We start from the raw sequence: 26,655 nt of genomic DNA on the forward strand, positions 1-26,655 counted from the left end.
GATGTCTCATCATCGTCATCGGTCCTGTGCATCATGTGGATCGAGGGCGTCCGTGCAGGTCAACCCACGATCTGCCTGTGCACGCCGGTTGTGGGCCGAATCGGACTCTCCGTGGACGGGCGTGGACAGCTGTGCAGAGGCCGTTCTCCGTCCACCGGTGAGGGCCTCCCCGTCCACACGGTTGCAGGGGGTCGTCCACCGTCATCCACAGGTGAGTGCACAGGTGTGGAGATTCGTCCCATGCATGTCTCATTCCGAAGGTGAAGGTTGCGGTCAAGACCCTCGTATCGATTCGACGGTGAGAGTTGTCTCATGGCATTCGATGGGAATCGACCGTTTGTGAACGCCCACATGGCGCCCCAGATGTCCAGTTGGGAGTATTTGCCCAGGTCAGGACGATGTGACTGTCGCCCGGAGCGACGTATGTGTCGTTCAGGTGAATCCCGTCACAAGCGTCCCCAGGTGCCTGTGGACAGCTGTGGATAACTAGGGCGTGTCAGCCCCGGTTCTGCTGCTTGATCCGGTTGGTGAGCTCGGTCACCTGGTTGTAGATCGACCGGCGCTCGGCCATGAGCTCCCGGATCTTGCGGTTGGCGTGCATGACGGTCGTGTGGTCCCGCCCGCCGAACGCCTGACCGATCTTCGGCAGGGACAGGTCCGTCAGCTCCCGGCACAGGTACATCGCGATCTGGCGGGCCGTCACCAGCACGCGCGAGCGGCTCGAACCGCACAGGTCGTCGATGCTCAGCCCGAAGTACGCCGCCGTCTGGCCGATGACCTGCGTGGCGGTGATCTCGGTTGTCTGGTCGTCGGTGATGAGGTCCTTGAGGACGATCTCCGCGAGCGACAGGTCGACCTGCTGCCGGTTGAGGTTGGCGAACGCGGTCACCCGGATCAGGGCACCCTCGAGCTCGCGGATGTTGGTCGAGATCTTGCTGGCGATGTACTCCAGGACGTCCGGCGGTGCCTCCAGGCGCTCGCTGCCGGCCTTCTTGCGCAGGATCGCGATCCGCGTCTCGAGGTCCGGCGGCTGCACGTCCGTGATCAGGCCCCACTCGAACCGGGACCGCATGCGGTCCTCGAAGCCGTTCAGCTGCTTGGGCGGCAGGTCGGACGTGATCACGACCTGCTTGTTCGCGTTGTGCAGGGTGTTGAACGTGTGGAAGAACTCCTCCATCGTCTGTTCCTTGCCCTGCAGGAACTGGATGTCGTCGATGAGGAGCACGTCGACCTCGCGGTAGCGCCGCTGGAACGCGCCGGCCTTGCCCTCACTGATCGAGTTGATGAAGTCGTTGGTGAACTCCTCGGAGTTCACGTACCGCACGCGCACGCTCGGGTAGAGGTTCTGCGCGTAGTGCCCGATCGCGTGCAGCAGGTGCGTCTTGCCCAGGCCGGAGTCGCCGTAGATGAACAACGGGTTGTACGCCTTGGCCGGTGCCTCGGCGACCGCGACCGCGGCAGCGTGCGCGAAGCGGTTCGAGCTGCCGATGACGAACGTCTCGAAGAGGTACTTCGGGTTGAGGCGCGCGGGCTCGGCGGGCTGACGCCGGTTCGGCCGGTCGTCGTTGCGCCCGGGATACCGGCGGTCGCGCGTGGACCCGCCGTGGTTGTTCGGCTCGTCGTCGTCATCGTCGGGCACGAGCGACAGGTCGGGGCGTGCCTCGCGTCGAGCGTCGGCCTCGTCGGCCTCGCGTGCGTCGTGCGACGGGCTGTACGGCTCGTTGCGCTGGTCCGGTGCCGACGAGACGACACGCAGGGCGGGGGGTGCGTCCTCGGCCAGCTCGGGATCGACGGTGATGGCGAACCGGGCCTCACGCCCGAGAGCGGTGCTCAGCGCGGAGGTCACCTCGCCGCGCACCCGGGACTCGAGGTAGTCCTTGGTCAGGTCGTTGCCGACGGCGAGCAGCAGGGTGCCGTCCAGCAGCCCGAGCGGACGTGCCAGCCGGACGAACGCGATCTGGCGCGGAGTGATGTCCGGACTCGACTCGAGGGTCGACACCACGTGACCCCAGACCCGGGCGAGCTCTTCGTCCTGTGACACGTGCTACCTCGGTTGTTCGATCGCGTGGGTGGTCGAGTCTCGCATGACCGTGCGTTGTCCACACAGTTGTCCACACCTGTGAGCAGATGGTCGCGCCGGCGTCCTGGGCGCTGCGCCGCGATGAGCACGCGGCGCGCAGCGTCGTTCTCCCGCTCGTTCCTGACGTGCCGTGCGCCCGTCCACCACACCGTGGTCCACAGGCCGCACCCCCTGGCGACGATGACCGATCGTAGTGGCAGGCCCTGGTCCTGGGGAGGGGCGATGCGGGTGACGTCCCGGCGGGCTGTGGCAAGATCGACCCGGCGAGTCGCGCTCATTTGACCAGCCAGTACGGCGGGAAGTACGGTATTGCAGCCTTCTCGATGGCTCCTGCTGGCGCGCCCTGACGCCGCACGCGCACGTTGCGTGTCCTGGGAGCATCGATCCTGGCAGCCTGAACCTGGTCGCGCGGCACATGCGAGGCCCACCCGATGTAGTTGGAGACTCTCGTGACCAAGCGCACCTTCCAGCCGAACAACCGGCGCCGGGCCAAGACCCACGGCTTCCGCCTGCGCATGCGCACGCGTGCCGGCCGCGCGATCCTGGCGGCTCGTCGTCGCAAGGGCCGCGCGGAGCTCTCGGCCTGACATCACCGTCGGTGCTGTCCGCTGCGCACCGGATGCGCCGCGCTGCCGACTTCGAGCAGGCGGTGCGCCGAGGTGCGCGCGGCGGACGGGACACCCTCGTGGTGCATCTGACGACCAAGACCGATCACTCGGCCTCCGGGCCGGTGGTCGGTCTTGTGGTGTCCAAGGCGGTGGGCAACGCCGTCACGCGGAACCTGGTCAAGCGGCGGCTGCGTGAGCTCGTCCGCGCTCGGCTGACCGCCCTTCCGGCCGACGCCGGGATCGTGGTGCGTGCTCTCCCGCCGGCGGCGACGAAGCCGTACGCGCTCCTGGGCGCCGACCTCGACGCCGCGCTGGAGACCGCAGAACGCCGCGCACGGCGACGAGTCATCCCATGAGCACGCGTTCCATGGCCCGTGCGATCGTGCGTGCTCCTGCACAGCTGCTCCTCCTGCTGCTCAAGGGCTACCAGCGGTTCATCTCCCCGATGACGCCGCCGACCTGCAAGTTCTACCCGTCCTGCTCGCAGTACGCCGTGATCGCGGTGCAGCGTCACGGAGCCCTGCGGGGCACGGCGCTCGCCGCCTGGCGGGTGCTCCGCTGCAACCCCTGGAACCTGGGTGGCGTGGACGACGTTCCACCAGCACGACCCGTCCACCGCCATCTCGACGTGGCCTCGTCCACACACTGATCCCCCGAGGAGTTCTCCCCGATGAGCTGGTTCGACGGTCTGCTCAAACCGATCATGGTCGTCGTGGCCTGGATCATGGTCCAGTTCCACGCGCTGCTCCAAGCCATCGGGCTCGACCCCGAGAGCGGCGCCGCGTGGGGACTCTCGATCGTGGGCCTCGTGATCGTGATCCGGATCCTGCTGATCCCGCTCTTCTTCCGGCAGATCAAGGCGTCGCGCGGCATGCAGATGCTCGCCCCGGAGATGCAGGCCATCCAGAAGAAGTACAAGGGCAAGACGGACCCGGCATCCCGTGAGGCGATGAGCCGGGAGACGATGGCGCTCTACCGCGCGCACGGGACCAACCCGTTCGCGTCGTGCCTGCCGATCCTGCTCCAGTCCCCCATCTTCTTCGCGCTCTTCCGCGTGCTCATCGAGCTCCCCCGGATCGCCAACGGTTCGTACCCGCCGATCGGCCCGATGTCGCCGGAGCTGGCAGCGCAGGCCGAAGCCGCGACGATCTTCGGTGCCCCCCTGTCCGGCACCTTCATGCAGGCTGGCGACAACTGGCACATCCGCGTGGTCACGATCGTGCTGATCATCGCGATGTCGGCGACCACGTTCCTGACGCAGCGCCAGCTGACCATGAAGAACATGCCCCCGGCCGCCCTCCAGGGACCGATGGCACAGCAGCAGAAGGTGCTCCTCTATGTCCTGCCGCTGATCTTCGCGTTCTCCGGAGTGAACTTCCCGATCGGTGTCCTCATCTACTGGACCACCACGAACCTCTGGTCGATGGGCCAGCAGTTCTACACGATCCGTCGCATGCCGGCCCCTGGCTCGCAGGCGGAGATCGCGATGAAGGAGCGCAAGGCGCGCAAGACCAAGTCGCACGGCCTGATCGAGGATGCGCCGCCGGCGGTCATCATCGAGGAGAAGCCGCGCGGGCAGCGTGAGCAGCCGAAGCGCAAGGACCGCAACAAGCCCCGCGTCATCGAGGACCGTACGGGCACGACCGGCACCGCGAAGGACGACGAGCCCGACGGCCCCAGCGCTGCGGCGCCCAGCACCCCCACCAAGCCAAAGAAGTAGCGCTTCCGCGCGACGTTGATCGGAGAGAGAACTCCATGACTTCGACCCAGCCCGACGCCCCCGTCGAGACGACCAGCACCAAGCGCCTCGAGGAAGAGGGCGAGATCGCCGCCGACTACCTCGAGGAGCTGCTGGACATCGCCGACCTCGACGGCGACATCGACATCGACATCGACCACGGCCGCGCCGCCGTCGAGATCGTGTCCGAGGACCCCGCTGATCTCTCGCTCCGCCGGCTGGCCGGGCCGGACGGCGAGGTCTTGGACGCGCTCCAGGAGCTGACCCGCCTGGCCGTGCAGGCCAAGACCGGGGAGCGGAGCCGCTTGATGCTCGACGTCGCCGGCTACCGGTCCGCTCGACGGGCAGAGCTGGTCACGGTCGCCACCGAGGCCATTTCCCGTGTGAAGGAGTCCGGGCAGGCGGTCGCGCTCGACGCGATGAACCCGTTCGAGCGCAAGGTGGTGCACGATGCCGTCGCCGCAGCGGGGATGTCGAGCGACTCCGACGGTGTGGAGCCGAACCGGCACGTGGTGATCCGTCCCGCGTGACTTGAGGCGCCGACTTGGTCGGATGTCGAAGGGGTGGGCCCGTGGGTCCACCCCTTTGCTGTTGGTGTTTCACGTGAAACACGGGCGATGGCGGGCCGCCCGGCAGGGATGCGGCCTTCCGACCGCGGTCTGCGCCGCTGGGCGACTCCGGTTCGGGGCGCGTGTCGCCTGAACGGCTCGCGTGAGGCGGAAGGCGAGCTTGGCTGGGCGGGCGGCGATCTCCGGTCTCCGCGCCGTGAGCTTCCGCCCCTCGTCCTCAACCTTCATGCGCGGGCTCCTGGCTCCGAGCAAGCGACACGGGTCCGCGACCGCCCGGCGGTGGTACCTGGATGCGGGCGGCCCGTGAGCGCAGCGGATGCCGGGCGCGTCCGCTGATCGGACCTGTCGTTTCACGTGAAACCGACCACGTTCGGGTCCTGGTGACGGTAGTGAAGAGGATGCGGCAACCCCTGTCTCCTGGTGTGCGCGCGTGTCGCCTAAGACTCCGACCAGCTTGATTGATCAGCAGGCGTGTGGTCGTCGGAGCGATGACTCTGCGCCCCGGCGTACCGCCTGTGCCGTTGGATACCCCGCCAGCCTCATCGATCTCCACCAGTCACAGCGAGGCGGCTCGGGATGTCGGACTGGGCCTGCTGTTTCACGTGAAACGGACGCTGCCGGACCCTCGCTGCCCGCCCCAATCGCGACTGCCCGCCATACTCTCGTCTCGGTTTCACGTGAAATAGCGCGCGGCGAGAGCACGTCGATGGGCGCGCGCGTCAGTCGAGGGCCTCGGGTTGGTCGTGCGGCAAGCCGGCCTACTCAACGCGGGGTGCACTTGAGAGCAGGTCAAGCCGACGCAGCTGGGATCTGCTCGCGCGCCTCGTTGGCCAGCCAAGGCCGGACGCTCCTGCTGCGCCCGGTGCATCAGTTCTCGGATCCCACGTGTGCGAGACAAGCGGGGCATCGCATGGCTCCCGGTCGTGCCTGCTCGTACCTACCGCTTGTTGGCGCCTTGGTAGCGAGCGCCAACCCGCTACTCCCGCGGACCAACCCCGCCCCCGGTGGTCAGGCCGAGATGCCGGACGACATGCCGACGGGTGCGGTCGCGTCGCTACCGACTGGGCCACATCCGAGTCCTCGCAGACGCGTGAGACCCGCGGGCAGCCTGCGGGCGGCCGGTGAGTTCCGACACCGGCGTGCATACCGGCGCGTGCCTCCGGTCCGCACGGCAAGCCGCCTGTGGGGAGTGGTCAGTGCGGATAGTCATGGATGCCCTCGAAGGCCGCTCCCTGCGCAGGTGTTTCACGTGAAACCGGGTGTGGGGCGGTTCGCGTGGTCATGAGCATGCAGGTCTGGACTACGGGTAGCCGAGTGCCTCGCGTTGCACCAGCTCGGCCCGGTGACTGTGAGGAGGGTGCTTCCTGTGGTGTTGAGCCGCTCCCAGCCTCGATGCTGCGCACTCTCCGAGGGTTGAACGCTCGTCGCCTCGAGAGTCACGATGTCAGGGGGTTGTCGATCGGCGTGACTCCCGAGGGTACGACCGGCGCCACGGGCTTCGGGTGGAGGTGCTCGATGTGAGGCGATCCCGCTGACTGGCCGCCGCGCGGGATCCATAGGTCCACCGAGTCTGGCGGGCGGGTACCCGCCGCCTGGCCTCCGGGCTGGGTCCGCGATTTCCACCGAGCTGGCTGGTAGCGCATTGCGCCGTATCCACCTAGGCCATGGGCGATCGCGGGGCCTCCAAGGCCAACTACTGGATCGAGATGAGCTTCGGTTGCGGAGCCGACGACCTCACTCACCTGGCGGATTCCGTGAGCTTTGGCCCATGCCCCAGAGCCGGTGACCAGCGTCGCCGGCCGGTCCTCGCCGCGGGTCGGCTATGCCGGAAGACGCCGAGCACGCGATCGGAGGGTTCCGAGTCAGCTTGCTGGAGAGGGAAGGTTCGCCAGCGAACCGCCGGCGACTGCCGGTCCTCCCGGAAGCGGACCGGATCCTGCGCCGTCCCGGCCGGACCCCGCGAGTGCGAGGGTTCGCGGACGCTACTGAGATGGCAGCGGAGCTCTAGTGCGTGCACACCCGGCGAGTCCTTCTCGTCCGCCGTCACTCACGTTGGTATCGAGCAGCGGCAAAGTCCGACGATCAGCGGGGACGCCTTGCGTGGCCCGCGGCACGAGCGGAAGGGGAGCGCGCTCTGCTCGTTGACCGGACTAGCGCCGTTCCACGTGAAACCTCAACGCAGACTCGGCGTTGCACGTCCGACGGGAGGTTCGCCGGTGCGTGCAGTTCGGGTCCCCGCAGCGGACCCGATGCTTCTCGCTGTGGAGCGAGCTTCCTGAAGAGTCATGCTCGACGGTCCGTGTGATGTGCCAGCACTCACTCGGTCCCTCTTCAGGCGAGAGTCATCTGGCCGCATGCCATCGACCTCCTGCAGTGGAATCACGCGACGCCGCTACGCCGCTACGCCGCTACGCCGCTACGCCGCTACGCCGCTACGCCGCTACGCCGCTACGCCGCTACGCCGCGACGCCGGCGCCCACGGCAGGTCCGCAAGGCGCCTTGGGAAGTCTCCGCGTTCGCCGCACCCGCTAGAGCCGGGTCGCACTCCACCGTGACGACATGCGGCCGTTCAGTTCTGGGCGTAGCAGCACCGACGTCGTGGGCGGTCGGAGACCGACGTGCCATCGGGGAGCGACCGCCCGCCGTCATCAGCGCGGCGGATCGGCCCCGTGGTCGCAGGTGCGGCGAGCTCCTACTCGTGGGAAGCGGTTGACAGGCGCGACGAGGCCCGCCCCGGACTGACGCAGCGGGCAGCGGGCACCGGGCACCGGGCACTGGGCACCAGGCGCCAGGCACACGCGCCAGGCACAAGCACCAGGCACAAGCACCCGGCACAAGGACCAGGCACAAGGACCAGGCACAAGGACCAGGCACAAGGACCAGGCACAAGGACCAGGCCCTAAGCCCCGGGCGGCAGACAGTTGTGTCGCTCGGGTGTCCGGTAAAGCGGAATGGACCCCGCGTCCGGCGATGGTGGATGTTTCACGTGAAACCGATGCCAAGGAGCGGTAGCGGAAGGCGCGGGGCGCATGAACGCGGCTGACCGGCGCCCCAACTCGCGAGCCCACTCGTGGCCATCGATCGGACTGGGGGTCGGGTGCGATCCGGTCGCTGGAGAGAGCCGCCCGAGCGCCTCGCGAAGTCGGACATCGCCAATCCTCGACATGCGTTGTGGACGGTGCGGAGCCGGATCCACCGCACGGTACGGTAGGGCCGCGCGCTGGCCGGGCCGGGTGTCTGAACACCCTGGACGGAGGCTCGCAGGAACCACGAAGCAGGGCTGTTTCACGTGAAACCAAGGGGATCGAACAGTGGCGGAAGCTCAGTCGGAAGCAACCGACCGAGTCGACCCTCTGGACGGGGACCCGAGGCTCGAGCCGTTCTTCGGCACCTCCTGGCCAGCCGTCCTGGGCTTCCATGACCTGCTGGTGTCACAGGGAGAGCTGCGTGGGCTGGTAGGCCCCCGAGAGCTCTCCCGCTTGTGGGAACGGCACCTGCTGAACTCCGCGGCGGTGGTGCCGTTCCTTCCGCGCGGGGGACGGATCATCGATCTCGGCAGCGGGGCCGGCCTGCCGGGCATCGTCGTCGCTGCGATGCTCCCCGACGCTGAGGTCGTGCTGCTCGAGCCCATGGAGAGGCGCACCACTTGGCTGAGTGAGGTTGCCGAGCAGCTGGGTCTCGACAACGTCGTGGTCCGCCGCGGCCGAGCACAGGACGAGCACGGTCGGCTGGTGGGCGCCGCGGTGACCGTGCGGGCGGTGGCCTCGCTCGACAAGCTCTACCGGATGGCGATGCCTCTGCTGCAGGCGGGTGGCTCGCTCCTCGCGCTGAAGGGGAGCAAGGCGGAGGACGAGATCGAGGCTGCGAAGCATGTAGGCCGCAAGCTCGGAGCGGGCGTGGCCTCCGTGGTGGACGCCCCGACGATCGAGGGAGTCGAGGTGACGAGGGTGGTCCGCGTCGTACGGGAGGCAGTGCCTGGTGTTCGGTAGGAAGAAGCGTCGCCAAGAAGAGGTCGAGGCCGACCAGGCCGTCACGGCAGCACCGAGTGCGCCCGCGGCCGCTGCCCAGAGTCCGTCGCCCGCGTGGGCGGCGCCGCAGCAGAGCCTGAACGAGACGGTGGTGCGCACCGTGCCGGCAAGCGCCGACCCGAGAGCGCACGAGCCCGTGGAGCTGTCACCGGCAAGCACGCAGCGCACTGATGCCACGATCGCCCCGCAAGGGTTCTCCCCGCCGGCTCCTCTGAGCCCGAAGGGCGCGGAGCCGGTCCCCTCGGTGGATGCGCCACACAGCCCTTCGCTCATGACTGCGGAGCAGCCGCACCAGCCGCACCAGGCGACCCTCGACGCCAAGCCTCCGGCGGCAGACGTGACGGGACCGCCCCACGGCACCCCTGCCGCCGAGAGCCTGACGGAGACCTCGTCCGACTCGGGATCGTCGGGCACCCGGCCACGGCGCGCCGCGCGACCCGAGCCCGTCAGCGCAGGGGAGCCGTATATCCCGACAGTCGCCGCTCCGTCCGCCGAGGAGCGCAGCGCCTCTGTTCCACGTGAAACATCACACAGCGACGCCGGGGCCACATCGGTGGAAACACCTGAGGGGCCATCGGATGACGGAGGTGTCTCCGCAGGTCAGAACGCTCTGCCGTCGGCCGAAGAGGTTCCGCTGAGCGATCTGCCCGAGACGCCCGTCGACGCCCCGGAGCCCACGGTGGGCCCGACGAGCGCGGGGGGAGACGCCGCACGTGACACCATTCCGCCCATGCCTGCACGCCACGATCTGGACCCGGAGGAGAGCCGTCGAGCCGCCCTCGTCGACAGCCTCCCGGTGGTGTCCGACGACACCCCGCTGATGGCGGAGCTCAAGCAGGACGCCCGCCGCCGGATCGAGCTCCGCGGACGCCGCTTCCCGCGCCCGCCGCAGACCCGCATCATCACGGTGGCCAACCAGAAGGGCGGCGTCGGCAAGACGACGACGACCGTCAACCTGGCCGCGGCACTGGCCCAGGCCGGACTGAACGTACTGGTCCTCGACAACGACCCGCAGGGGAATGCGTCGACCGCACTCGGCGTCGAGCACCGCGCGGGGACGCCGTCGATCTACGAGGTGCTGGTCGACGGCGCACCGATGGCGGACGCGGTGCAGGAGAGCCCGGACGTCCCGAACTTGTGGTGCCTCCCGGCCACGATCGACCTGTCCGGCGCGGAGATCGAGCTGGTGTCCATGGTGGCGCGGGAGACCCGTCTCCGGAACGCGCTGGACGCCTACCTCGACGGCCGGGTCGCGGCCGGCCAGGAGCGCATCGACTACGTCTTCGTCGACTGCCCGCCCAGCCTCGGCCTGCTCACGGTCAACGCGTTCGTCGTTGCGCGTGAGGTCCTGATCCCCATCCAGTGCGAGTACTACGCGCTCGAGGGCCTCAGCCAGCTGCTGAAGACGATCCAGCTGATCCAGGCGCACCTCAACCCGCGGTTGCACGTCTCGACGATCCTGCTCACGATGTACGACGCACGGACCAACCTGGCGCAGCAGGTGGCGACCGAGGTGCGTACGCACTTCCCGGAGCGCACGTTGCGCACGACGGTCCCGCGCTCGGTCCGCATCTCGGAGGCACCGAGCTACGGGCAGACGGTCATGACCTACGACGCCGGATCGTCCGGGGCCCTCGCGTACCTGGAGGCTGCCCGCGAGGTGGCGGAGCGGGGCGCGACGGAGCCGACGGACGACCAGCACACCAACGGGCAGGCCATGAACGGCACCGCCCACCCGGATCACGAGCACGCGACGGCCACGGCCGTCCTTCAGGAGGAACAGTGAGCGAGAAGCGACGCGGTCTGGGTCGGGGACTCGGAGCCCTCATTCCCACCGGCCTGGACGGCCAGCGCCCCACGGGTGCGGAGCGTCCTGTCGACGTGTTCTTCCCGGATCGTGAGCGGGAGAACGGCGAGGCAGCGGCGGCTGCGGCCGCCGTCCTGGCGACGGCGACCTTGACCGAGGAGCCGCCCGTCGCCGACGTGACCGAGGTCGGGTCCACCAACGGGGTGGTCCACGACTCGGTCACGCCCACGCCGCCGCCCGTGGAGGAGCCGATCGCGGCCGTGGCCGTCGACGGGCTGGTGCCCGTGCCAGGCGCCCGGTTCGCCGAGCTGCCCGTGGGGGAGATCCGCCCCAACCCGAAGCAGCCGCGGACGATCTTCGACGAGGACGCGCTCGACGAGCTGGTCGGCTCGATCCGTGAGGTCGGCGTGCTCCAGCCGATCGTCGTTCGGGACGCCGGCGACGGCTACGAGCTGATCATGGGCGAGCGTCGGTGGCGCGCGACGCAGGCCGCCGGCCTGGCGACGATCCCCGCGATCATCCGCGACACCGACGACTCCGACCTGCTGCGCGACGCGCTCCTGGAGAACCTGCACCGCTCCGAGCTGAACCCGCTCGAGGAGGCGGCTGCCTACCAGCAGCTGCTGGACGACTTCGGGTGCACGCACGAGCAGCTGGCAACGCGCATCCAGCGGTCACGCCCGCAGATCTCCAACACGCTCCGCCTGCTCAAGCTGCCGCCGCTGGTGCAGCGCCGCGTCGCTGCGGGCGTGCTGTCCGCGGGGCACGCTCGCGCACTCCTCGGCCTCAACGACGGTGCGGCCATCGAGCGTCTGGCTCAGCGGATCGTCGCCGAGGGCCTCTCGGTCCGTGCGGTCGAGGAGATCGTCTCCCTCGGGGGAGATGCTGCTCCGACCGCACGCCGGTCCGCGCCGCGGGCGGGCGTCAAGAACGAGGCCCTGGACAACCTCGCCGCACGGCTCTCGGATCGATTCGACACCCGCGTCAAGGTGAGCCTCGGCAAGGCGCGCGGTCGGCTCACGGTGGAGTTCGCGTCGGTGCAGGACCTCAACCGGATCCTGGCCAGTCTGGCTCCGGAGGATCCGGGTCTGCTCAAGGGCTGACGGGTGTACAGCGCTGACGGCTAAAACCGTACAGAACGGTCAGCGCGCCAGTGCGGCCTCGACGAGCGACCGGTACAGCTCGCCGAGGGACAGGCCCGCGGCCTCCGCAGCCTGCGGCAGCAGCGACGTCTCGGTCATGCCGGGGGCCACGTTCACCTCGAGGAACCAGACGGTGCCGTCCGCGTCGACGATGAGGTCGGTGCGCGACAGCGCGTCGAGCCCGAGCGCCCGGTGCGCGGCGACCGCCACGTCGGCGACCGCCTGGGTCAGCTCCGGGGACAGCCGCGCGGGAGCGAAGTACTCGGTGCGGCCGGGGTTGTAGCGGGCGTCGAAGTCGTACGGCCCCTCGGTCACGATCTCGACGGCGGGGAGCGCGACGGGGCCGTCGCCGGTGTCGACCACGCTCACCGCCACCTCGGTGCCGACGACCGCGCGCTCGACGAGCGCGGTGTCGCTGTACGCGAAGCAGTCGACCATGGCCTGCGGGAGCGCGTCCGCGCTGGTCACGAGCGTGACACCCAGCGCCGAACCGCCACGGGACGGCTTCACCACGACCGGCAGCCCGAGCTGACCGACGATGGCGTCGAGCACCTGACGGGCACCCAGCTCACGGAACAGCGACTGCGGCAGGGTGACGAAATCGGGCGTCGACAGTCCCGCGCGGGCGGCGACCGTCTTGGCGATCGGCTTGCTCCAGGCGATTCGGCTCTCCCGCGGGCCGGTGCCCAGGAGGCGCAGCCCGAGCATCTGCACGACGTCGCGCACCGATCCGTCCTCGCCGCTGGTCCCGTGCAGGAGCGGCCAGACCAGGTCGGGCTTCAGCTGGACGAGAGCCGGCACGAGGTCGGCGTCGACGTCGTGCACGGACACGTCGACGCCCACCGACCGGAGGGCGTCGGCGACGCGACGGCCGGACCGGAGGGAGACGTCACGCTCGTGGGAGAGACCCCCGGCGAGGACGACGACCCGGGGCGACGATGTGGTGGACACGGCTGGACGGCTCCGATGGCGGGACGAGCGACAGGGACGAGGACGGGACGGACGACGTGCACATGCCGGGCGCGCCGGACCTCAGGTCACGTCCGGCCCGGGCTGCTGGACGTCGCCGTGGCCGGCGGAACCGGTCGTGCCGAACAGCTCGACCAGCTCACGCTCACCCGCGACGACCCCCGCGAGCCGGCGCACACCCTCGCGGATGCGTTCCGGGGTCGGGTAGCAGAACGACAGCCGCATGTGGTCGGCGCCCGAGCCGTCGAAGTAGAAGGCGGTGCCGGGGACGTAGGCGACGCGGGCGGTGACGGCCCGCGGGAGCATGTCCTTGGCGTCGAGCCCGTCCGGGAGCCGGACCCACGTGTAGAAGCCGCCGTCCGGCACGTTCCACGACGCCTCGGGCAGGTGCTCGGCGAGCGCGGAGATCATGGCGTCGCGCCGGTCGCGGTACTGCTCGCGGTAGATCTTGATCTGCCCCTGCCAGTCGCAGGTGGACAGGTACGTGGAGATCGCGATCTGGGAGGCGTTGGAGGGGCACAGGATCGCGGACTCGCTGGCCAGCACCAGCTTCTCGCGCACGGCGTGCGGGGCCACCACCCAGCCGACGCGGTAGCCGGGGGCGAACGTCTTGGAGAACGAGCCGAGGTACAGCACGCCCTCGTCGTCCATCGAGCGCAGGGCGGGCCGCGGGTCCCCGGAGAAGCCGAGCAGGCCGTACGGGTTGTCCTCGAGGACCAGCACGCCGTAGCGCCGCGCGATCTCCAGGATCTGGGGACGACGCGGCAGGGAGAGCGAGACGCCGGCCGGGTTGTGGAAGTTGGGCACGGTGTACAGGAACTTGACCCGACGCCCCTCGCGGGCGAGCGCGGCGAGCGTGGACTCGAGCGCGTCCGGGATCAGGCCGTCGGCGTCGATCGGCACGTGCACGACGTCGGCCTGGTACGCACGGAACACCCCGAGGGCGCCGACGTAGGAGGGCGCCTCCGCGACGACGACGTCGCCCGGGTCGATGAAGATGCGGGTGACCAGGTCGAGCGCCTGCTGCGACCCCGTCGTGACGACGACGTCGTCGGGGTGCGCGTCGATGCCCTCGAGCGCCATGACGTCGAGGATCTGCTCGCGCAGGGTCTCGTCGCCCTGGCCCGACCCGTACTGGAGCGCCTGGAGGCCGCGGGTGGCGACGACGCGCTGCGCGAGCTCACCGAGGATGTCCAGGGGAAGACCCTCGAGGAACGGCATCCCGCCCGCGAGCGAGACGACCTCCGGCCGGTTGGCCACGGCGAACAGGGCGCGGATCTCGGAGGATCGCATGCCGTGCGTGCGTTCGGCGTACGAGCCGAGCCAGCGGTCGAGGCGCGTGCCGGTGCCGGCGGCGGAGGACGTGGGGGGGCCCGACGTCTCGCCGTCGGGAACGGGGTGCGCAGTCATGCCCCAGAGTTTGGCACGACAGCGCGCCCGGACCGCGCAAGGTCCGGGATCCCGGACGTCAGACGGCGGCGAGCACGCTCTCGATGTCCGCCGCGATCATCGACTTGGGCCGCGCGCCGATGACGGACTTCACCAGCTCACCGCCCGCGTAGAAGTTGAGCGTGGGGATCGAGACGATGCCGTAGTCGCCCGTGACCTGCGGGTTCTCGTCCGAGTTGAGCTTGACGATCTTGACGCGGCCGGCGTACTGCGCGGCGAGCTCCTCCAGCACGGGGGCCACCATCCGGCACGGACCGCACCAGGGCGCCCAGAAGTCGACGATCACGGGGATCTCCGAGCCGAGCACCTCCGCCTGGAAGGTTGCGTCGGTGACGGGGGCGGTCGTGCTCATCGGATCTCCTGCGCGTAGGTCTCGATCGGGGGGACCGGCGCGACCAGGTCTCCTAAGGACGCGAGGAAGTGCTGGGCGTCCAGGGCTGCCGCGCAGCCGGAGCCGGCGGCCGTGATGGCCTGGCGGTAGGTGTGGTCGACCAGGTCCCCGCAGGCGAACACCCCGGTGACGTTGGTCGCGGTGGACCGGCCGATCACCTGCACGTAGCCCTCGTCGTCCAGGTCGACCTGGCCCTTGAGCAGCTCGGAGCGCGGCACGTGCCCGATCGCGACGAACACGCCCGTCGCCGGGTGCTCGCGGGTCTCGCCGGTGACGGTGTCGCGCAGGGTCACGCCGGTGACCTTGGCGTCGCCGTGGATGGCCACGACCTCGCTGTTCCACGCAAACTCGATCTTCGGGTCGTTCGCGGCGCGGTCGGCCATGATCTTGGACGCGCGCAGGTGGTCGCGGCGGTGCACGAGCGTGACGCGCTTGCCGAAGCGGGTGAGGAACGTGGCCTCCTCGACGGCCGAGTCGCCGCCGCCGACCACGATGATCTCCTGGTCACGGAAGAAGAACCCGTCGCAGGTGGCGCACCAGGACACCCCGCGGCCGGACATGCGCTTCTCGTCGTCCAGGCCCAGCTCGCGGTACGCGGAGCCGGTGGCCAGGATGACGGCGCGCGCCTGGAACGTCTCGCCACCGAGGGTCTCGATGGTCTTGATCTCGCCGGTCAGGTCGAGGGAGGACGCGTCGTCCCACAGCACCTCGGCGCCGAACTTCTCGGCCTGCTTCTGGAGGCCTTCCATGAGCTCGGGGCCCTGGACGCCGTCGGGGAAGCCGGGGAAGTTCTCGACCTCGGTGGTGTTCATGAGCGCGCCGCCGGCGGTGACCGACCCGGCGATCACCAGGGGGGCCAGGCCCGCGCGGGCCGCGTAGATCGCGGCGGTGTAGCCGGCCGGACCCGAGCCGACGATGACGAGATCGCGGACGGTGGTGGACTGCTCGGTCACGAGACTTCCTTGCGGTTCGGCGTGCCGGAGACGATCCGGCGGGGGTGTCGGGATCAACCGATCCTAGGCGGGATCTGTTCCGGACCCCGCCTACGACAGGGCGATCTCCGTGAGCTCGAGCCGGAAGCCGCCGTCGGGGGCCGTCGGGAGCTGCGTGATCCACAGGACGATCGACTGCGTCTCGGTGGCGGGGTTCAGGGTGAACACCGCGTCGGGCCCGAACGGACCGGACGCGAGCACCGCGCCGGCGGTCGGGTTGGCCGCGTCGGTCGCCCGGATCTCCACGTTCCCGCCGGTGCTGTTCGAGTGCAGCGTGACGGTGCTGACCGTGGTCTTCGTGGTCAGGGTGATCGCGTAGCCGACGGCGTCCTTGAACCCCGCGAAGTCGTCCCGCTTGTAGGTCTGGGTGTACCAGAACGTCGCCGGGTCGCTGTCGTACGCCTTGGCGACGTCCTCCTGGTGCTCGCCGTCCGCGTCGGACGGGTCGATCGTCGTCGCGGACGCGATCACCGGTGCGCCGCCGACCGGGGCGACGGGTGCCTCAGGCTCTGCCGCCGGAGGCGCGGCCGGTTCCGACGGCGCCGCGGAGGTCTGCGCCGTGTCGGTGTCCGGAGAGGAGCCGGTGGGGTCGATCGACGAGAACAGGGCCCTGAACGCCAGGATCACGCCGATGATGACGACGACGACGACCACGATGAGGACCAGCGCGGTCGGGTCGAACCGGAGCTTGCTGGGCGGGGTGGTCTCCGCACCGATGACGTCGCCGAAGTCGAACGCGTCGGGCCGGGGCCCGGGGGGCGCGACCGGCGGAGGTGCCACCGCCGCAGCGTGGACAGCCGGCGGGAGCGGGGGGATCGGGGGGACCGACGACGATGCGCTCGGCACGGTGGACCGGACGACGGGTCGGCGTACGACGGTCGGCAGGACGGGAGGCAGGGGCGCGGGCTCGGGGGGAGCCGCGGGCGTCGGGGGCAGCTGCGTGGTCGCGGCCGCGGCGCCGAGCGAGCTGGTGCGCGAGGGTGTCGCGGGCGGCGGGGTGCCCGGGCGGTTGGCGCCGGGTGGGTCCTGCTGCTCGAACGCGGACCGCACGGAGTGCCTCTGCACCGTCACGGGCGCGGTGTCCTGCTCGTCGTTCTCGTCGGGCACGGGAATGCCTCCTCCGGGTGCCGCAGCACCGGTGGGCGGGAACTGCGCGGTGACGGGGCCACCGAGCGCGGACGGGTCGGGCACGGACGCGCGGATCTCGCCCCACGGCTCGAGCTCGCGCACCAGCTCACCAGGGCTGTGCGGGCCGTCGTCGTTGGGGCCGAGCGTGACCACGCAGAGCGTGTCGAGGTCGTTGGGCACACCGGGGACCAGGTCGGCGGGTGCGACGGGGGCGCCGTTCACGATCGGCGCCGGCGGGAGGGTCTCTCCGCCGGGGGTCTGCGGGGCGCGCGGGTCGGCTGGCCACAGACCGGTGAGGGCGGCGTAGAGCAGCCGGACCAGGCCGACGGCGTCGGCCCGCGTGGTGGACCGGGCGTCGCCGCCGGAGTCGCCGAGCAGGGCTGCGTCGAGCGCCAGACCGCCCAGCAGCACCCGGCCGTCGGGGCTCACGTGCAGCACCGACGGGCGCAGGGCGAGGTGGTGCACGCCGCGCCGCCGGGCGACCTCGAGCGCGGACGCGGCCTCGCCGACCACCGCGCGCGCCTGCTCGGCGGTCAGGGGAGTCTGCGCCACGAGCCGCGCGAGCGACGGACCGACCAGCTGTTCGGAGACGACGTAGCCGTAGCCCTCGTGCGTGCCGACGTCGAGCACGCGCACGAGGCGGGAGTCCGTGACGAGCGCCGCACGGCGGGCGGCGTCCAGCGCGGGCGCCACGGCGCCGTGCTCGAGGATGCGCACGCGGACGGGTCGGTCGAGGATCTGGTCAGTGGCCTGCCAGGCGCTGGCGCCCTCGAGGTCGGACACCACCGGGGACAGCACGCGGTAGCGGCCCGCGAGCACCGTGCCCCGTCCGACGACCTCGCTCACCAGCACCTCCGTGTCGATCACCTGCACAGGACACCCTGCATGCTAGACGTGCCGGATCAGCGGCGTCGCCCGGGCAGCCGACGGAGCACCGGCAGGAGCAGGCTGTCCAGCTCCCGCACGCGCAGCAGGCGCAGGGCGCCCACGTACACCAGGCCCATGACGGTGCCGACGACGGCGCACTCGATGATCGACGCCATCAACCCGGTCGACAGGCCACGACCGAGCAGCAGCAGGACCAGCCCGCCGATCCCCGCGGACACGAGCGCGGCCAGGGTGGACCGCGCCAGGACCTGCAGCACGCGCGGCCCGTCGATGCCCCCCAGGCGCCGACGCAGCCGCCACGCGGCGACGACGGCGCCCACCAGGTACGACACAGACATCGCCGCGCCTGCGCCCGCTACCCACGACGACGGGTGCAGCAGCGCCCGGGAGAGCAGGGCGCCGGCGACGACGACCGCCGCCATCGCCACCTGGATGGGCACCATCGACCGCGCGTCCTCGTAGGCGTAGTACGCGCGCTGGAACATCGACCAGGCTCCGAACGCCGGCAACCCGACGATCATCGTCAGCACCACCGCGGAGACGGCATCGGCTGACTCCACGGTCGCCCTGGCCAGCACGACGCGGGTCAGTGGCAGGTCCAGGACGACGATGGCCGCGGTCGCGAAGATGGTGAACACCCCGACCACCCGCAGGCCCGAGGAGAGCGTGGCGCGGACCCCGTCGACGTCGGCGTCGTGGGCCTGCCCGGACAGGCGCGTGAACAGTGCGGTGGCCAGCGAGACGGTCACCAGCGAGTGCGGGAGCATGAAGATGAGGAAGGCGACGTCGTAGGCGGCGATGCCGGCGACGGCGGTGGCGCTCACCCCGTCGTCGATCGCGGCGGCCGGTGCGGTCGACGCGACCCGGGACACCACCAGGTACCCGAGCTGCCCCACGGCCAGCCCTGCGAGCGTCCAGGTGGCGATCCCGCCGGCCGCGCCCAACCCCGACCCGCGCAGCCCCCAGCGCGGCCGGTAGTGCACCCCGGCGCGGCGCAGGGCGGGGATGAGCACGACGGCCTGCGCGATCACGCCGAGCGTCGCGGCGGCCGCGAGCAGGGCCGTCTGCCCGGGCGTCCAGGAGGCGGCCTCGACGACGCCCGACTCCTCCCACCCGCCGAAGACCGCGATGAACACGCCGAAGCCGACGATGGCCACGATGTTGTTGACCGCAGGCGCCCACATGTACGGACCGAACGACCCGCGGGCGTTGAGCACCTGACCCAGCAGCGCGTAGACGCCGTAGAAGAACAGCTGCGGGATGCACCAGTAGGCGAACGTCGTCGCGAGGGCGTCCTGCGCCGGGTTGCCGAAGTTGGAGTAGAGGTTGATGAGCACCGGTGCCAGCAGCGTGAGCACCACGGTCGTGGCGGCCAGCGCCACGAACCCCAGGGTGAGCAGCCGGTCGACGTACTCCTGGCCCGCCTTGCGCTTGTACGCGCGGACCACCTGCGGCACGAGGATCGCGTTGAGCACGCCCCCGGCCAGCAGCATGTAGAGGACGTTCGGCAGCTTGTTGGCCACGGCGAACGCGTCGGCGGCCTGGCCGGTGGCGCCGATCGCGCTGACCATGACCATGCCGCGCAGCAGCCCGAGGACCCGGGAGACGGCGGTGCCGGAGGCCATGAGGGCGGCGCCGCGACGCATCCCGTCGTCGTCGGTCACCGAGGATCCTCCGCGGGGGCTGGCTCGTCGGCGGCGCTGCCACCGAGCACGGGCAGGGACGTGGGCGCGTCGGCCTCGGCCTCGGTGCGCGCTCCACGGCGGGCGCTCTGGCCGCGGCGCACGGTCCGGATGATGCCCAGGACCAGACCCAGGGCGAGCAGGACGCCGACGACGATCGTGCCGATGCTCTCGATCGTGGGCGCGACCAGCGCCGTGAAGCGGACGGTCGGCGAGACGGCGAGACCGTCCGCGGCCGTGAGCCGGGCGGTGACCTCCACCGAGCAGTTGGCACGGGCGCGCAGGGGGATCCGCACGCTCGCCTCGCTCTCCGCGTCGATCCGCACCTCGGGGATCTCGCCGACCTCCAGGCACGCCGTGCGGGGGTCCACGTCGACCCGGACCGTGGCGGGGACCGCGAGGGCGTTCTGCACGACGATGGACACGGCACTGCTCGCCGCGATCACCCGGAAGTCGCTGACGGGGGCGATGCTCAGGCCGGACGTCCGCGCGTCGACGTCGGCGACGACGGACGTCACGAGCTCGTCCCGGCCGGCCGGGTCGGTACGCCAGGCGACCGACAGCGGCGCCAGGACCTCGGTGTCGACGCCCTCGAGCAGGGTCGCGGGCTCGCTGGTGACCTGGGCGAACGCGACCGCGTCCGTGCGGGCGTCCGCGAGAGCCCGTACACCGGCCGCGGTGAGCTCGTCCGGGTCGGTGGCGCGGGAGGGGAGCGTGGTGCGCGCCTCGGGCTCGGCGGTGTCGAGCAGGCCGGACACCGGGGCGAGCCGCACCCACGGCGTGCTGGTGAACGCGGCCAGCAGTGCCGAGACGTTCGGGAGGTCGGGCTCCCATGCCCGTCCGGGCGCGAGCAGGAGGTGCGGCTGCTCGTCCGACTCGCGGGTGATGACGGCCAGCTCGGCGAGGGCACGCTGGACGGTGGTCGTCGTCGTGGCGCCGGGCTCGACGTCGTCCGGAGCGGTGAGCAGCGACGTGAGGGTGGCGTCGGGCTGGACGGCGGTGATCGCGCCCGCATCCGTCTGCGCCCGCACGGCCGCTCCCGCGGTCGTCTTGGCGTCCTTGTCGGTGAACGGGGGCAGGACGATCGCGTCGGCACCGACCTGGGCGGTGACGCCGGCCGTCGCCTGGTCCGGCATGTCAGTGCCGGGCGCCCACAGCACACCGGAGGTCGTGGTGAGCCCAGGGATCCCGGTCTGCGCCGTGCGGTCCACCGCCAGCTGGACCAGGTCCGGGTGCTGGGCGTGCGCGGCGGCGGCGATGTCCGGGTCGGACCAGGGCAGCGCGACGACGTCGTGCGCCCGGAGCCGGCTGGTGAGGTCGGTGGCCCACGCCTGGGTGCTCGGCGAGCCCGCGGTGGCGGCATCGATCAGCGCCGGGTCGATCGCGGCGCCGACGTCCCCGTCGGCCGTGACGACGGCCGCGAGGTCGTGGAGGCGTCCGCCGGTCCTGGTCAGGGCCTCGAGCTCGGCCACGCTCTCGTCCGTGCCGACCGGCCCCGCCGGCGGACCGACCATCGGGACGAGGACCGAGACGTCGGTCTGCGGCACGTCCTCGGTGGTGAGCCACAGCAGGAAGGTGCGCTGGATCCCGACGCGGGTCGACCCGTCGAGCGCCTCGACCACGAGCCCGCGCGGGCCCCAGGTGTCGGCGCCCTTGAGCAGGCCGACGCGCTCTGCAGGCAGGTCGAGCTGCACCGTGACGCTGGCGCCCGGGAGCAGCGGCTCGGCGACCGCCGTCGTGACGTCGCGACGGGTCTTGGACAAGCCGTCGGTCCCGGCGGAGGCCCACGCGTCCACGTCCGCGCGCGAGAAGACCCGGAACCGGCTCAGCCGCAGGGCTGCGGCCGGCGCCTCGATCACCTCGTCACCGTCGTTGCGCAGGGTCGCCACCACGCGCAGGGGCTCGCCGGGCCGCAGGATGCTCGGCGACACCTCGGAGATCTGCACGGTGACCGGGAGGTCGGGGTCGGCCGCGGTGGCGGCCGTCGCAGGGGGTGCGACCGCGAGCGCGCCGACGAGAGCCAGGGCCGCGCAGAGCACCCGGCGTCGCAGCGAGCGCCCGCTCATGCCTCGCCGACGAGGACCACGAGAGCCGCCTCGGCCAGCCGCCGTTCGTTCGGGTAGGCGAGCACGCCGTGCAGCTCGGCCACCGGGATCCAGGCCGCTTCCTCCGCCTCGCCGTCGGGGTCACCCTCGACCGACAGGGACCCGCCGGTGGCGCCGAGGAGGAAGTGGTGCACGACCTTGTGCACGCGGCGGTCGTCGCCGCTGAACCAGTAGTCGATGACCCCGAGGCGGCGCAGCACCTGCCCGGTGATGCCGGTCTCCTCCGCGATCTCGCGGACCGCGGCCTCCTCCGGTGTCTCGTCGCCCTCGAGGTGCCCCTTCGGCAGGCACCACTCGAGCCGGCCCGCGCGGTTGCGGCGCGCGATGACGGCGGCGTGGTGCACGCCCTCGCGGCGGCTGACGACGATGCCGCCCGCGGAGGTCTCGTCGACCACCGGCAGCGGTGCCGAGGGGACGCGGGTGAGGGAGTGCCGGGGGTCGATGCGCAGCGCATGGCCACCAGGGGGCGCGGGAACGCCCCCGGGGACGGGTGGGCGCGCCGGGCTCGACATATCGACACTGTAACGACTGGGGCGGTGCACTCCTGCCCCGACGGGCTTCGCGCATCTGGCAGGCTTGGACGAGTGCCGTCCCTCGATCAGCCCCTCGATCCCGAGTCCCCCGACCTGAGTGCCGCCCTCGTGGCGCTGCAGAAGCGTGCGCTGGGCGTGCTCGCGGGCCTGCCCGCCGACGCGCTCGAGCTGGGCGAGCTGTTCCGCGCGGCCGGCCACGAGCTTGCGCTGGTCGGCGGACCCGTGCGGGACGCGTTCCTCGGCCGGGTGTCGGCGGACCTCGACTTCGCGACGTCCGCGACGCCGGACCAGACCGAGTCGATCCTCGCGCGCTGGGGCGACGCCCACTGGGACATCGGCAAGGAGTTCGGCACCATCGGGGCCCGCCGGTTCTCCGGGCGGCGCTCGTCGCTGGCGCAGGACGTCGTCGTCGAGGTCACCACGTACCGCACGGACGAGTACGACCCGGCGTCGCGCAAGCCGCAGGTGGCGTTCGGGGACTCGCTCGAGGGCGACCTGTCCCGCCGCGACTTCACGGTCAACTCGATGGCGGTCCGCGTGCCGGAGCTGACGTTCGTCGACCCGTTCGCCGGCCTCACCGACCTCGCCGCGGGCGTGCTGCGCACCCCGGTGGACCCGCGGCAGTCGTTCGACGACGACCCGCTGCGGATGATGCGGGCCGCCCGGTTCGCCGCCCAGCTCGGGTTCGCCGTCGCCCCCGCGGCCCGCGAGGCGATCGTCGACATGGCCGACCGGATCGCGATCGTCTCCGCCGAGCGGGTGCGTGACGAGCTGAGCAAGCTGCTGGTCGCGGCGCAGCCCCGGGCGGGCCTCGAGGTGCTGGTCGACACCGGCCTGGCGGACCACGTCCTGCCCGAGCTGCCCGCGCTGCGCCTGGAGATCGACGAGCACCACCGGCACAAGGACGTCTACGAGCACTCGCTGATGGTGCTCGACAAGGCGATCGCCCTGGAGACCGGCCCGGACGGTGCGGTGCCCGGACCCGACCTGGTGCTCCGGCTGGCGGCGCTGCTGCACGACATCGGCAAGCCGAAGACCAAGCGGCTCGAGGACGGCGGCGGCGTCAGCTTCCACCACCACGAGATGGTCGGCGCCAAGCTCGTCGCCAGGCGGCTCAAGGAGCTGCGGTTCGACAAGGCCACCGTCCAGGCGGTCGCGCGGCTGACCGAGCTGCACCTGCGCTTCCACGGGTACGGCGAGGGCAGCTGGACCGACTCGGCGGTGCGCCGCTACGTGACGGACGCCGGCCCGCTGCTGGAGCGGCTGCACCGCCTGACCCGCTCCGACTGCACCACGCGGAACCTGCGCAAGGCGGCCCGGCTGTCCGCGGCGTACGACGACCTCGAGGCCCGGATCGCGCAGCTGCGCGAGCAGGAGGAGCTGGGCGCCATCCGCCCCGACCTCGACGGCACGCAGATCATGGAGATCCTCGGGCTGACGCCGGGTCGCGAGGTGGGCGAGGCCTACAAGTACCTGCTCGAGCTGCGGATGGAGCGCGGGCCGCTCGGTGCGGACGCTGCGCGGGACGAGCTGCTCAGCTGGTGGGCGGCACGCGCCTGACCACCAGCACGCACACGTCGTCCTCCTGGTAGGGGCCGACGAACCGGTCGACCAGGCGGTTCTTCACGGTCGTGGCGTCGGCGTCGTCGGGGAGCGCCGAGAGCTCCGCGGTGAGCAGGGCGATCCCCTCCCGCAGGCCACGGTCGCGCCGCTCGACCAGACCGTCGGTGTACAGGACGAGCGTCGCGCTCGCGGGCACGTCGATCGTGGCCTCGGCTCCGCCCGGACCGGCGAGGCCGATCGGCGTGGACAAGCCGCCGTCGAGCGAGCGGACCTCGCCGCCCGCGAGGCGCAGCAGCGGCGGCGGGTGCCCCGCTCGTGCGTAGGTGACGTGGGCGTCCTCACCGTTCGGCCGCCACCGCAGGTACGCGCACGTGGAGATGTCGGCGATGTCGAGGCCACGCACCAGCTCGTCGGCCCTGGACAGGACCTCGCCGGGTGACGACCCCTCCCACGCGTACGACCGCAGCAGCGACCGCAGCTGGCCCATCGCCGCCGCCGCGCGCAGGTCGTGGCCGACGACGTCGCCGACCGCGAGGCCGATGGCGCCGTCGGGCAGCGGGAGCACGTCGAACCAGTCGCCACCCACCTCGGCCCGGCGACCGGACGGGATGTACGCGGCAGCGATGTCCAGCCCGGGGATCTCGGGGATCTCCGGCAGGAGGCTGTGCTGCAGGGTCAGCACGGCGGTGCGCTCGGCGAGGAACAGCCGGACGTTGTCGAGCGCCAGCCCGGCCCGGCGTCCCAGGTGCGCGGCCGTCACCACGGCGTCCGCACCGAACCCGTCGACCGCCACCAGGGTGAGCACACCGAGCACGCGGTCGCGAGCGCGCAGCGGGACAACCATCGCCTGACCGAGGCCCAGCCGACGCAGCAGCACCAGCTGCTCGGGCGTGGTCCGCCCGGGCAGCGCCGCGGTGTCGATGGCGTAGGGGGTCGCGACGAACCCGGGGCTGCTGGTCATCGCCTCGGCGATCTTGGGGGCGCGCGTGAGCCAGCCGATGTCCTGGTTGGCCAAGGCCCGGACGGTCTCGCGGTCGTGCAGGTCGCCGGCGACGAGGTGGACCCGGGAGAACCGACCGCGGTCGTCGGTGATGGCGACGAATCCCCAGTTCGCCAGCGCGGGGATCGCGATGTCACCGAGGGCGTCGACCGCCGCGTCGTAGTCGAGGTTCTTGGCCAGCTCGTCGCTGATGTGGGCGAGCAGGTCGAGCCGTGCCGCCGTCTCGTCGACGAGGTCGAGCTCGAGGTCTCGCACCTGGTCGGCAGCCACGCGCTCGGTGACGTCGACCTGGATTCCCACGTGGTGCGTCACGCGTCCGGTCTCATCGGCGACCGGGCTGATCACCACCTGGTTCCAGAACGCCGTTCCGTCGCGCCGGTAGTTGCGGATGACGGTCGCGACCGCTCGCCCGTCGTCCATCGCGGTCCGGATGCGTCCCACGGCGATCGGGTCGGTGTCGGCGCCCTGCAGGAACCGGCAGTTGCGCCCGAGCACCTCGTCCGCCGGGTAGCCGGTGAGTCGGCTGAACGCGCTGTTCACCCAGACCAGGGGGTCGTCCGGCCGCAGCGCGTCCGAGATCGACAGCGCGAGGTCGCTGGCGAGCACGGCGTTCAGCGGCATGTCATCCTCAGGCTCGACCACCCTGTCCTCGCTGCTCACGACACCAATCGTGCCTCGGCGACCGGCCGTGCGGGTACCCCTCGGGAGGCCGATCCGTAGAGCGCGGCGAACCCGGCGTACGCGACGGCGAGCACGAGGAACAGCCCCCGGGAGTACCCCGTGTCGGGCAGCGTGACCGCGCCCAGGGCCGCCGCGCCCACGAACGCGGCGTTGTAGAGGACGTCGTAGAGCGCGAACGCCCGGCCGCGGAAGGCGTCGTCGGTGTCGCGCTGGACGATCGTGTCGACCGCGATCTTGGCGCCCTGGGCGGCCAGGCCGAGCGCACCGGCGGCGACCAGCACCGCGACCCGCGACGCCGAGGCGACGAGCAGCAGCTGGCTGACTGCCGCGAGGCTCAGGCAGAGCACGATCCACACGTGCGGCCCGGTGCGCGGCGACAGCACGGGGGTGAGCACCACGGCGAGCACGAACCCCGCCGCCGACGCCCCGAGCACCAGCCCGAACGTCCGCAGCCCTTGGTCCGCGTCCGCGGGGTCGGACAGCAGGTTGCGGGCGATGAGGATGCTGGCGATGAACGTGACGCCGTACAGGAACCGGTGCGCGGCCATGATCCCGAGCGCCCGCGCGGGGGTCCGCCGCTGGATCAGGTGCCGCGCCCCGGCCACCAGCCCGTGGGCGAGGCTGCTCAGGGCTGCCTTCATCTGGCGGGCGTCGGCGCGCTCGTCGGGACCCAGCCGGTCCTTGCCCAACCGCGTGGCCAGCGCGGCGGCGGTCGCCATGACTGCGGCCGCGAGGAACAGTGCGGCCCCGTCGCGGGTGTGCCCCGCGGGGAGCACCAGGCCGAGCACGAAGCCGATCCCGGCGCCGACACCCGCCGCCGCCGCGCCGAGGGTCGGGGTGAGCGAGTTGGCCGTGAGCAGCAGCGGACCGTCGACCGTGCGGGGCAGCGACGCGCTCAGCGCCGAGAGCAGGAACCGGTTGATGGACAGGTTGACCAGCGCGAGCACGTACACCGCCGGCCCCACCCCGTCGGTCACCATGATCAGCGCGATGACCACGGTGATCGCGACCCGCACCAGGTTGCCGACGAACAGCACCTGACGGCGGCGCCACCGGTCGAGCAGGACGCCCGCCCACGGACCGACGATCGTGAACGGGAGCAGGAGCACCGCGAACGCGGTCGCGACGCCGGCCGCGGTGCTGGCGTTCTCCGGGGAGAAGAAGAACAGGGTGGCCAGCCCGACCTGGAACATGCCGTCGGCCGTCTGGCTCACGAGCCGGACGGCGAACAGCTTGCGGAAGTCCTTCAGGGGCCACAGGGCCTTGAGGTCGGCGATCACCTGCACCGAGTCATCCTCCCAC

The 26,655-nt window shown here is 71.4% G+C and carries 20 protein-coding genes; 9 read left to right on the forward strand and 11 right to left on the reverse strand.

Annotated elements, in window-relative coordinates:
• Positions 1–496: 496 nt before the first annotated feature.
• A complete protein-coding gene (dnaA, locus tag HP550_RS17325) occupies positions 497–2,041 on the reverse strand; it encodes a chromosomal replication initiator protein DnaA (protein ID WP_175348934.1) in 1,545 nt (514 codons plus the stop codon).
• A gap of 488 nt (positions 2,042–2,529) precedes the next feature.
• Here dnaA and rpmH point away from each other — a divergent pair, with 488 nt between their 5' ends.
• The 8 genes from rpmH (at position 2,530) to HP550_RS17365 (ending at position 11,933) form a co-directional block, all read left to right on the forward strand.
• The gene (gene rpmH / locus HP550_RS17330; RefSeq protein ID WP_043601468.1) at positions 2,530–2,667 is read left to right on the forward strand and encodes a 50S ribosomal protein L34; all 138 of its coding nucleotides are present in this window, start codon (positions 2,530–2,532) and stop codon (positions 2,665–2,667) included.
• A gap of 11 nt (positions 2,668–2,678) precedes the next feature.
• Entirely contained in the window at positions 2,679–3,044 is a 366-nt protein-coding gene (gene rnpA / locus HP550_RS17335; RefSeq protein ID WP_175348935.1) for a ribonuclease P protein component, read from the forward strand.
• Positions 3,041–3,337: a membrane protein insertion efficiency factor YidD gene (gene yidD, locus HP550_RS17340; protein WP_175348936.1), complete on the forward strand. Its 297-nt coding sequence runs from the start codon at positions 3,041–3,043 to the stop codon at positions 3,335–3,337. The genes rnpA and yidD overlap by 4 nt, the downstream gene beginning before the upstream one ends.
• A 21-nt stretch (positions 3,338–3,358) precedes the next feature.
• Positions 3,359–4,408: a membrane protein insertase YidC gene (yidC, locus tag HP550_RS17345; protein WP_175348937.1), complete on the forward strand. Its 1,050-nt coding sequence runs from the start codon at positions 3,359–3,361 to the stop codon at positions 4,406–4,408.
• A gap of 35 nt (positions 4,409–4,443) precedes the next feature.
• Positions 4,444–4,956, forward strand: coding sequence for a Jag family protein (locus HP550_RS17350; protein WP_175348938.1), 513 nt, complete (start codon positions 4,444–4,446; stop codon positions 4,954–4,956).
• A gap of 3,350 nt (positions 4,957–8,306) precedes the next feature.
• Complete coding sequence (gene rsmG / locus HP550_RS17355; protein ID WP_175348939.1) at positions 8,307–8,984, forward strand: 16S rRNA (guanine(527)-N(7))-methyltransferase RsmG; 678 nt, start codon at positions 8,307–8,309, stop codon at positions 8,982–8,984.
• 769 nt (positions 8,985–9,753) lie between these two features.
• A complete protein-coding gene (locus HP550_RS17360) occupies positions 9,754–10,809 on the forward strand; it encodes a ParA family protein (RefSeq protein WP_175348940.1) in 1,056 nt (351 codons plus the stop codon).
• A complete protein-coding gene (locus HP550_RS17365; protein WP_175348941.1) occupies positions 10,806–11,933 on the forward strand; it encodes a ParB/RepB/Spo0J family partition protein in 1,128 nt (375 codons plus the stop codon). Before HP550_RS17360 ends, HP550_RS17365 begins: the two co-directional genes overlap by 4 nt.
• 39 nt (positions 11,934–11,972) lie before the next feature.
• Here the strand turns inward: HP550_RS17365 and HP550_RS17370 are convergent, their stop codons facing one another.
• The 8 genes from HP550_RS17370 to HP550_RS17405 all read right to left on the reverse strand — a co-directional run bounded on the left by HP550_RS17370 (position 11,973) and on the right by HP550_RS17405 (position 22,088).
• On the reverse strand, positions 11,973–12,923 hold the full coding sequence (locus tag HP550_RS17370) for a D-alanine--D-alanine ligase (RefSeq protein WP_175348942.1): 951 nt from the start codon (positions 12,921–12,923) through the stop codon (positions 11,973–11,975).
• Between the two features lie 81 nt (positions 12,924–13,004).
• Positions 13,005–14,351 (reverse strand): aminotransferase-like domain-containing protein, encoded by a 1,347-nt coding sequence (locus tag HP550_RS17375; RefSeq protein WP_175348943.1) that lies wholly within the window; start codon positions 14,349–14,351, stop codon positions 13,005–13,007.
• Between the two features lie 58 nt (positions 14,352–14,409).
• A complete protein-coding gene (gene trxA / locus HP550_RS17380; protein ID WP_175348944.1) occupies positions 14,410–14,742 on the reverse strand; it encodes a thioredoxin in 333 nt (110 codons plus the stop codon).
• The gene (trxB, locus tag HP550_RS17385) at positions 14,739–15,734 is read right to left on the reverse strand and encodes a thioredoxin-disulfide reductase (RefSeq protein ID WP_175348945.1); all 996 of its coding nucleotides are present in this window, start codon (positions 15,732–15,734) and stop codon (positions 14,739–14,741) included. Before trxB ends, trxA begins: the two co-directional genes overlap by 4 nt.
• A gap of 90 nt (positions 15,735–15,824) precedes the next feature.
• Positions 15,825–17,768 carry a protein kinase family protein gene (locus HP550_RS17390; protein WP_175348946.1) on the reverse strand — a complete coding sequence of 648 codons (1,944 nt, stop codon included), beginning with the start codon at positions 17,766–17,768 and terminating at the stop codon, positions 15,825–15,827.
• A 35-nt stretch (positions 17,769–17,803) separates the two neighbouring features.
• Positions 17,804–19,453, reverse strand: coding sequence for a murein biosynthesis integral membrane protein MurJ (gene murJ, locus HP550_RS17395; protein WP_343048242.1), 1,650 nt, complete (start codon positions 19,451–19,453; stop codon positions 17,804–17,806).
• Positions 19,450–21,537 carry a DUF6049 family protein gene (locus tag HP550_RS17400; RefSeq protein WP_175348947.1) on the reverse strand — a complete coding sequence of 696 codons (2,088 nt, stop codon included), beginning with the start codon at positions 21,535–21,537 and terminating at the stop codon, positions 19,450–19,452. The genes murJ and HP550_RS17400 overlap by 4 nt, the downstream gene beginning before the upstream one ends.
• Complete coding sequence (locus HP550_RS17405; protein ID WP_175348948.1) at positions 21,534–22,088, reverse strand: NUDIX hydrolase; 555 nt, start codon at positions 22,086–22,088, stop codon at positions 21,534–21,536. The genes HP550_RS17400 and HP550_RS17405 overlap by 4 nt, the downstream gene beginning before the upstream one ends.
• Before the next feature lie 72 nt (positions 22,089–22,160).
• Between HP550_RS17405 and HP550_RS17410 the strand changes: the two genes are divergently transcribed.
• Positions 22,161–23,669, forward strand: coding sequence for a CCA tRNA nucleotidyltransferase (locus tag HP550_RS17410; RefSeq protein ID WP_425484461.1), 1,509 nt, complete (start codon positions 22,161–22,163; stop codon positions 23,667–23,669).
• Here the strand turns inward: HP550_RS17410 and HP550_RS17415 are convergent.
• The gene (locus HP550_RS17415; RefSeq protein ID WP_343048244.1) at positions 23,644–25,332 is read right to left on the reverse strand and encodes a SpoIIE family protein phosphatase; all 1,689 of its coding nucleotides are present in this window, start codon (positions 25,330–25,332) and stop codon (positions 23,644–23,646) included. The two genes, HP550_RS17410 and HP550_RS17415, sit on opposite strands and share 26 nt — an antisense overlap.
• The gene (locus tag HP550_RS17420) at positions 25,329–26,639 is read right to left on the reverse strand and encodes an MFS transporter (RefSeq protein WP_175348949.1); all 1,311 of its coding nucleotides are present in this window, start codon (positions 26,637–26,639) and stop codon (positions 25,329–25,331) included. The genes HP550_RS17415 and HP550_RS17420 overlap by 4 nt, the downstream gene beginning before the upstream one ends.
• Between the last annotated feature and the right edge of the window lie 16 nt (positions 26,640–26,655).

This window comes from Cellulomonas humilata (assembly GCF_013359775.1).
GTDB classification, from domain to species: domain Bacteria; phylum Actinomycetota; class Actinomycetes; order Actinomycetales; family Cellulomonadaceae; genus Cellulomonas; species Cellulomonas humilata.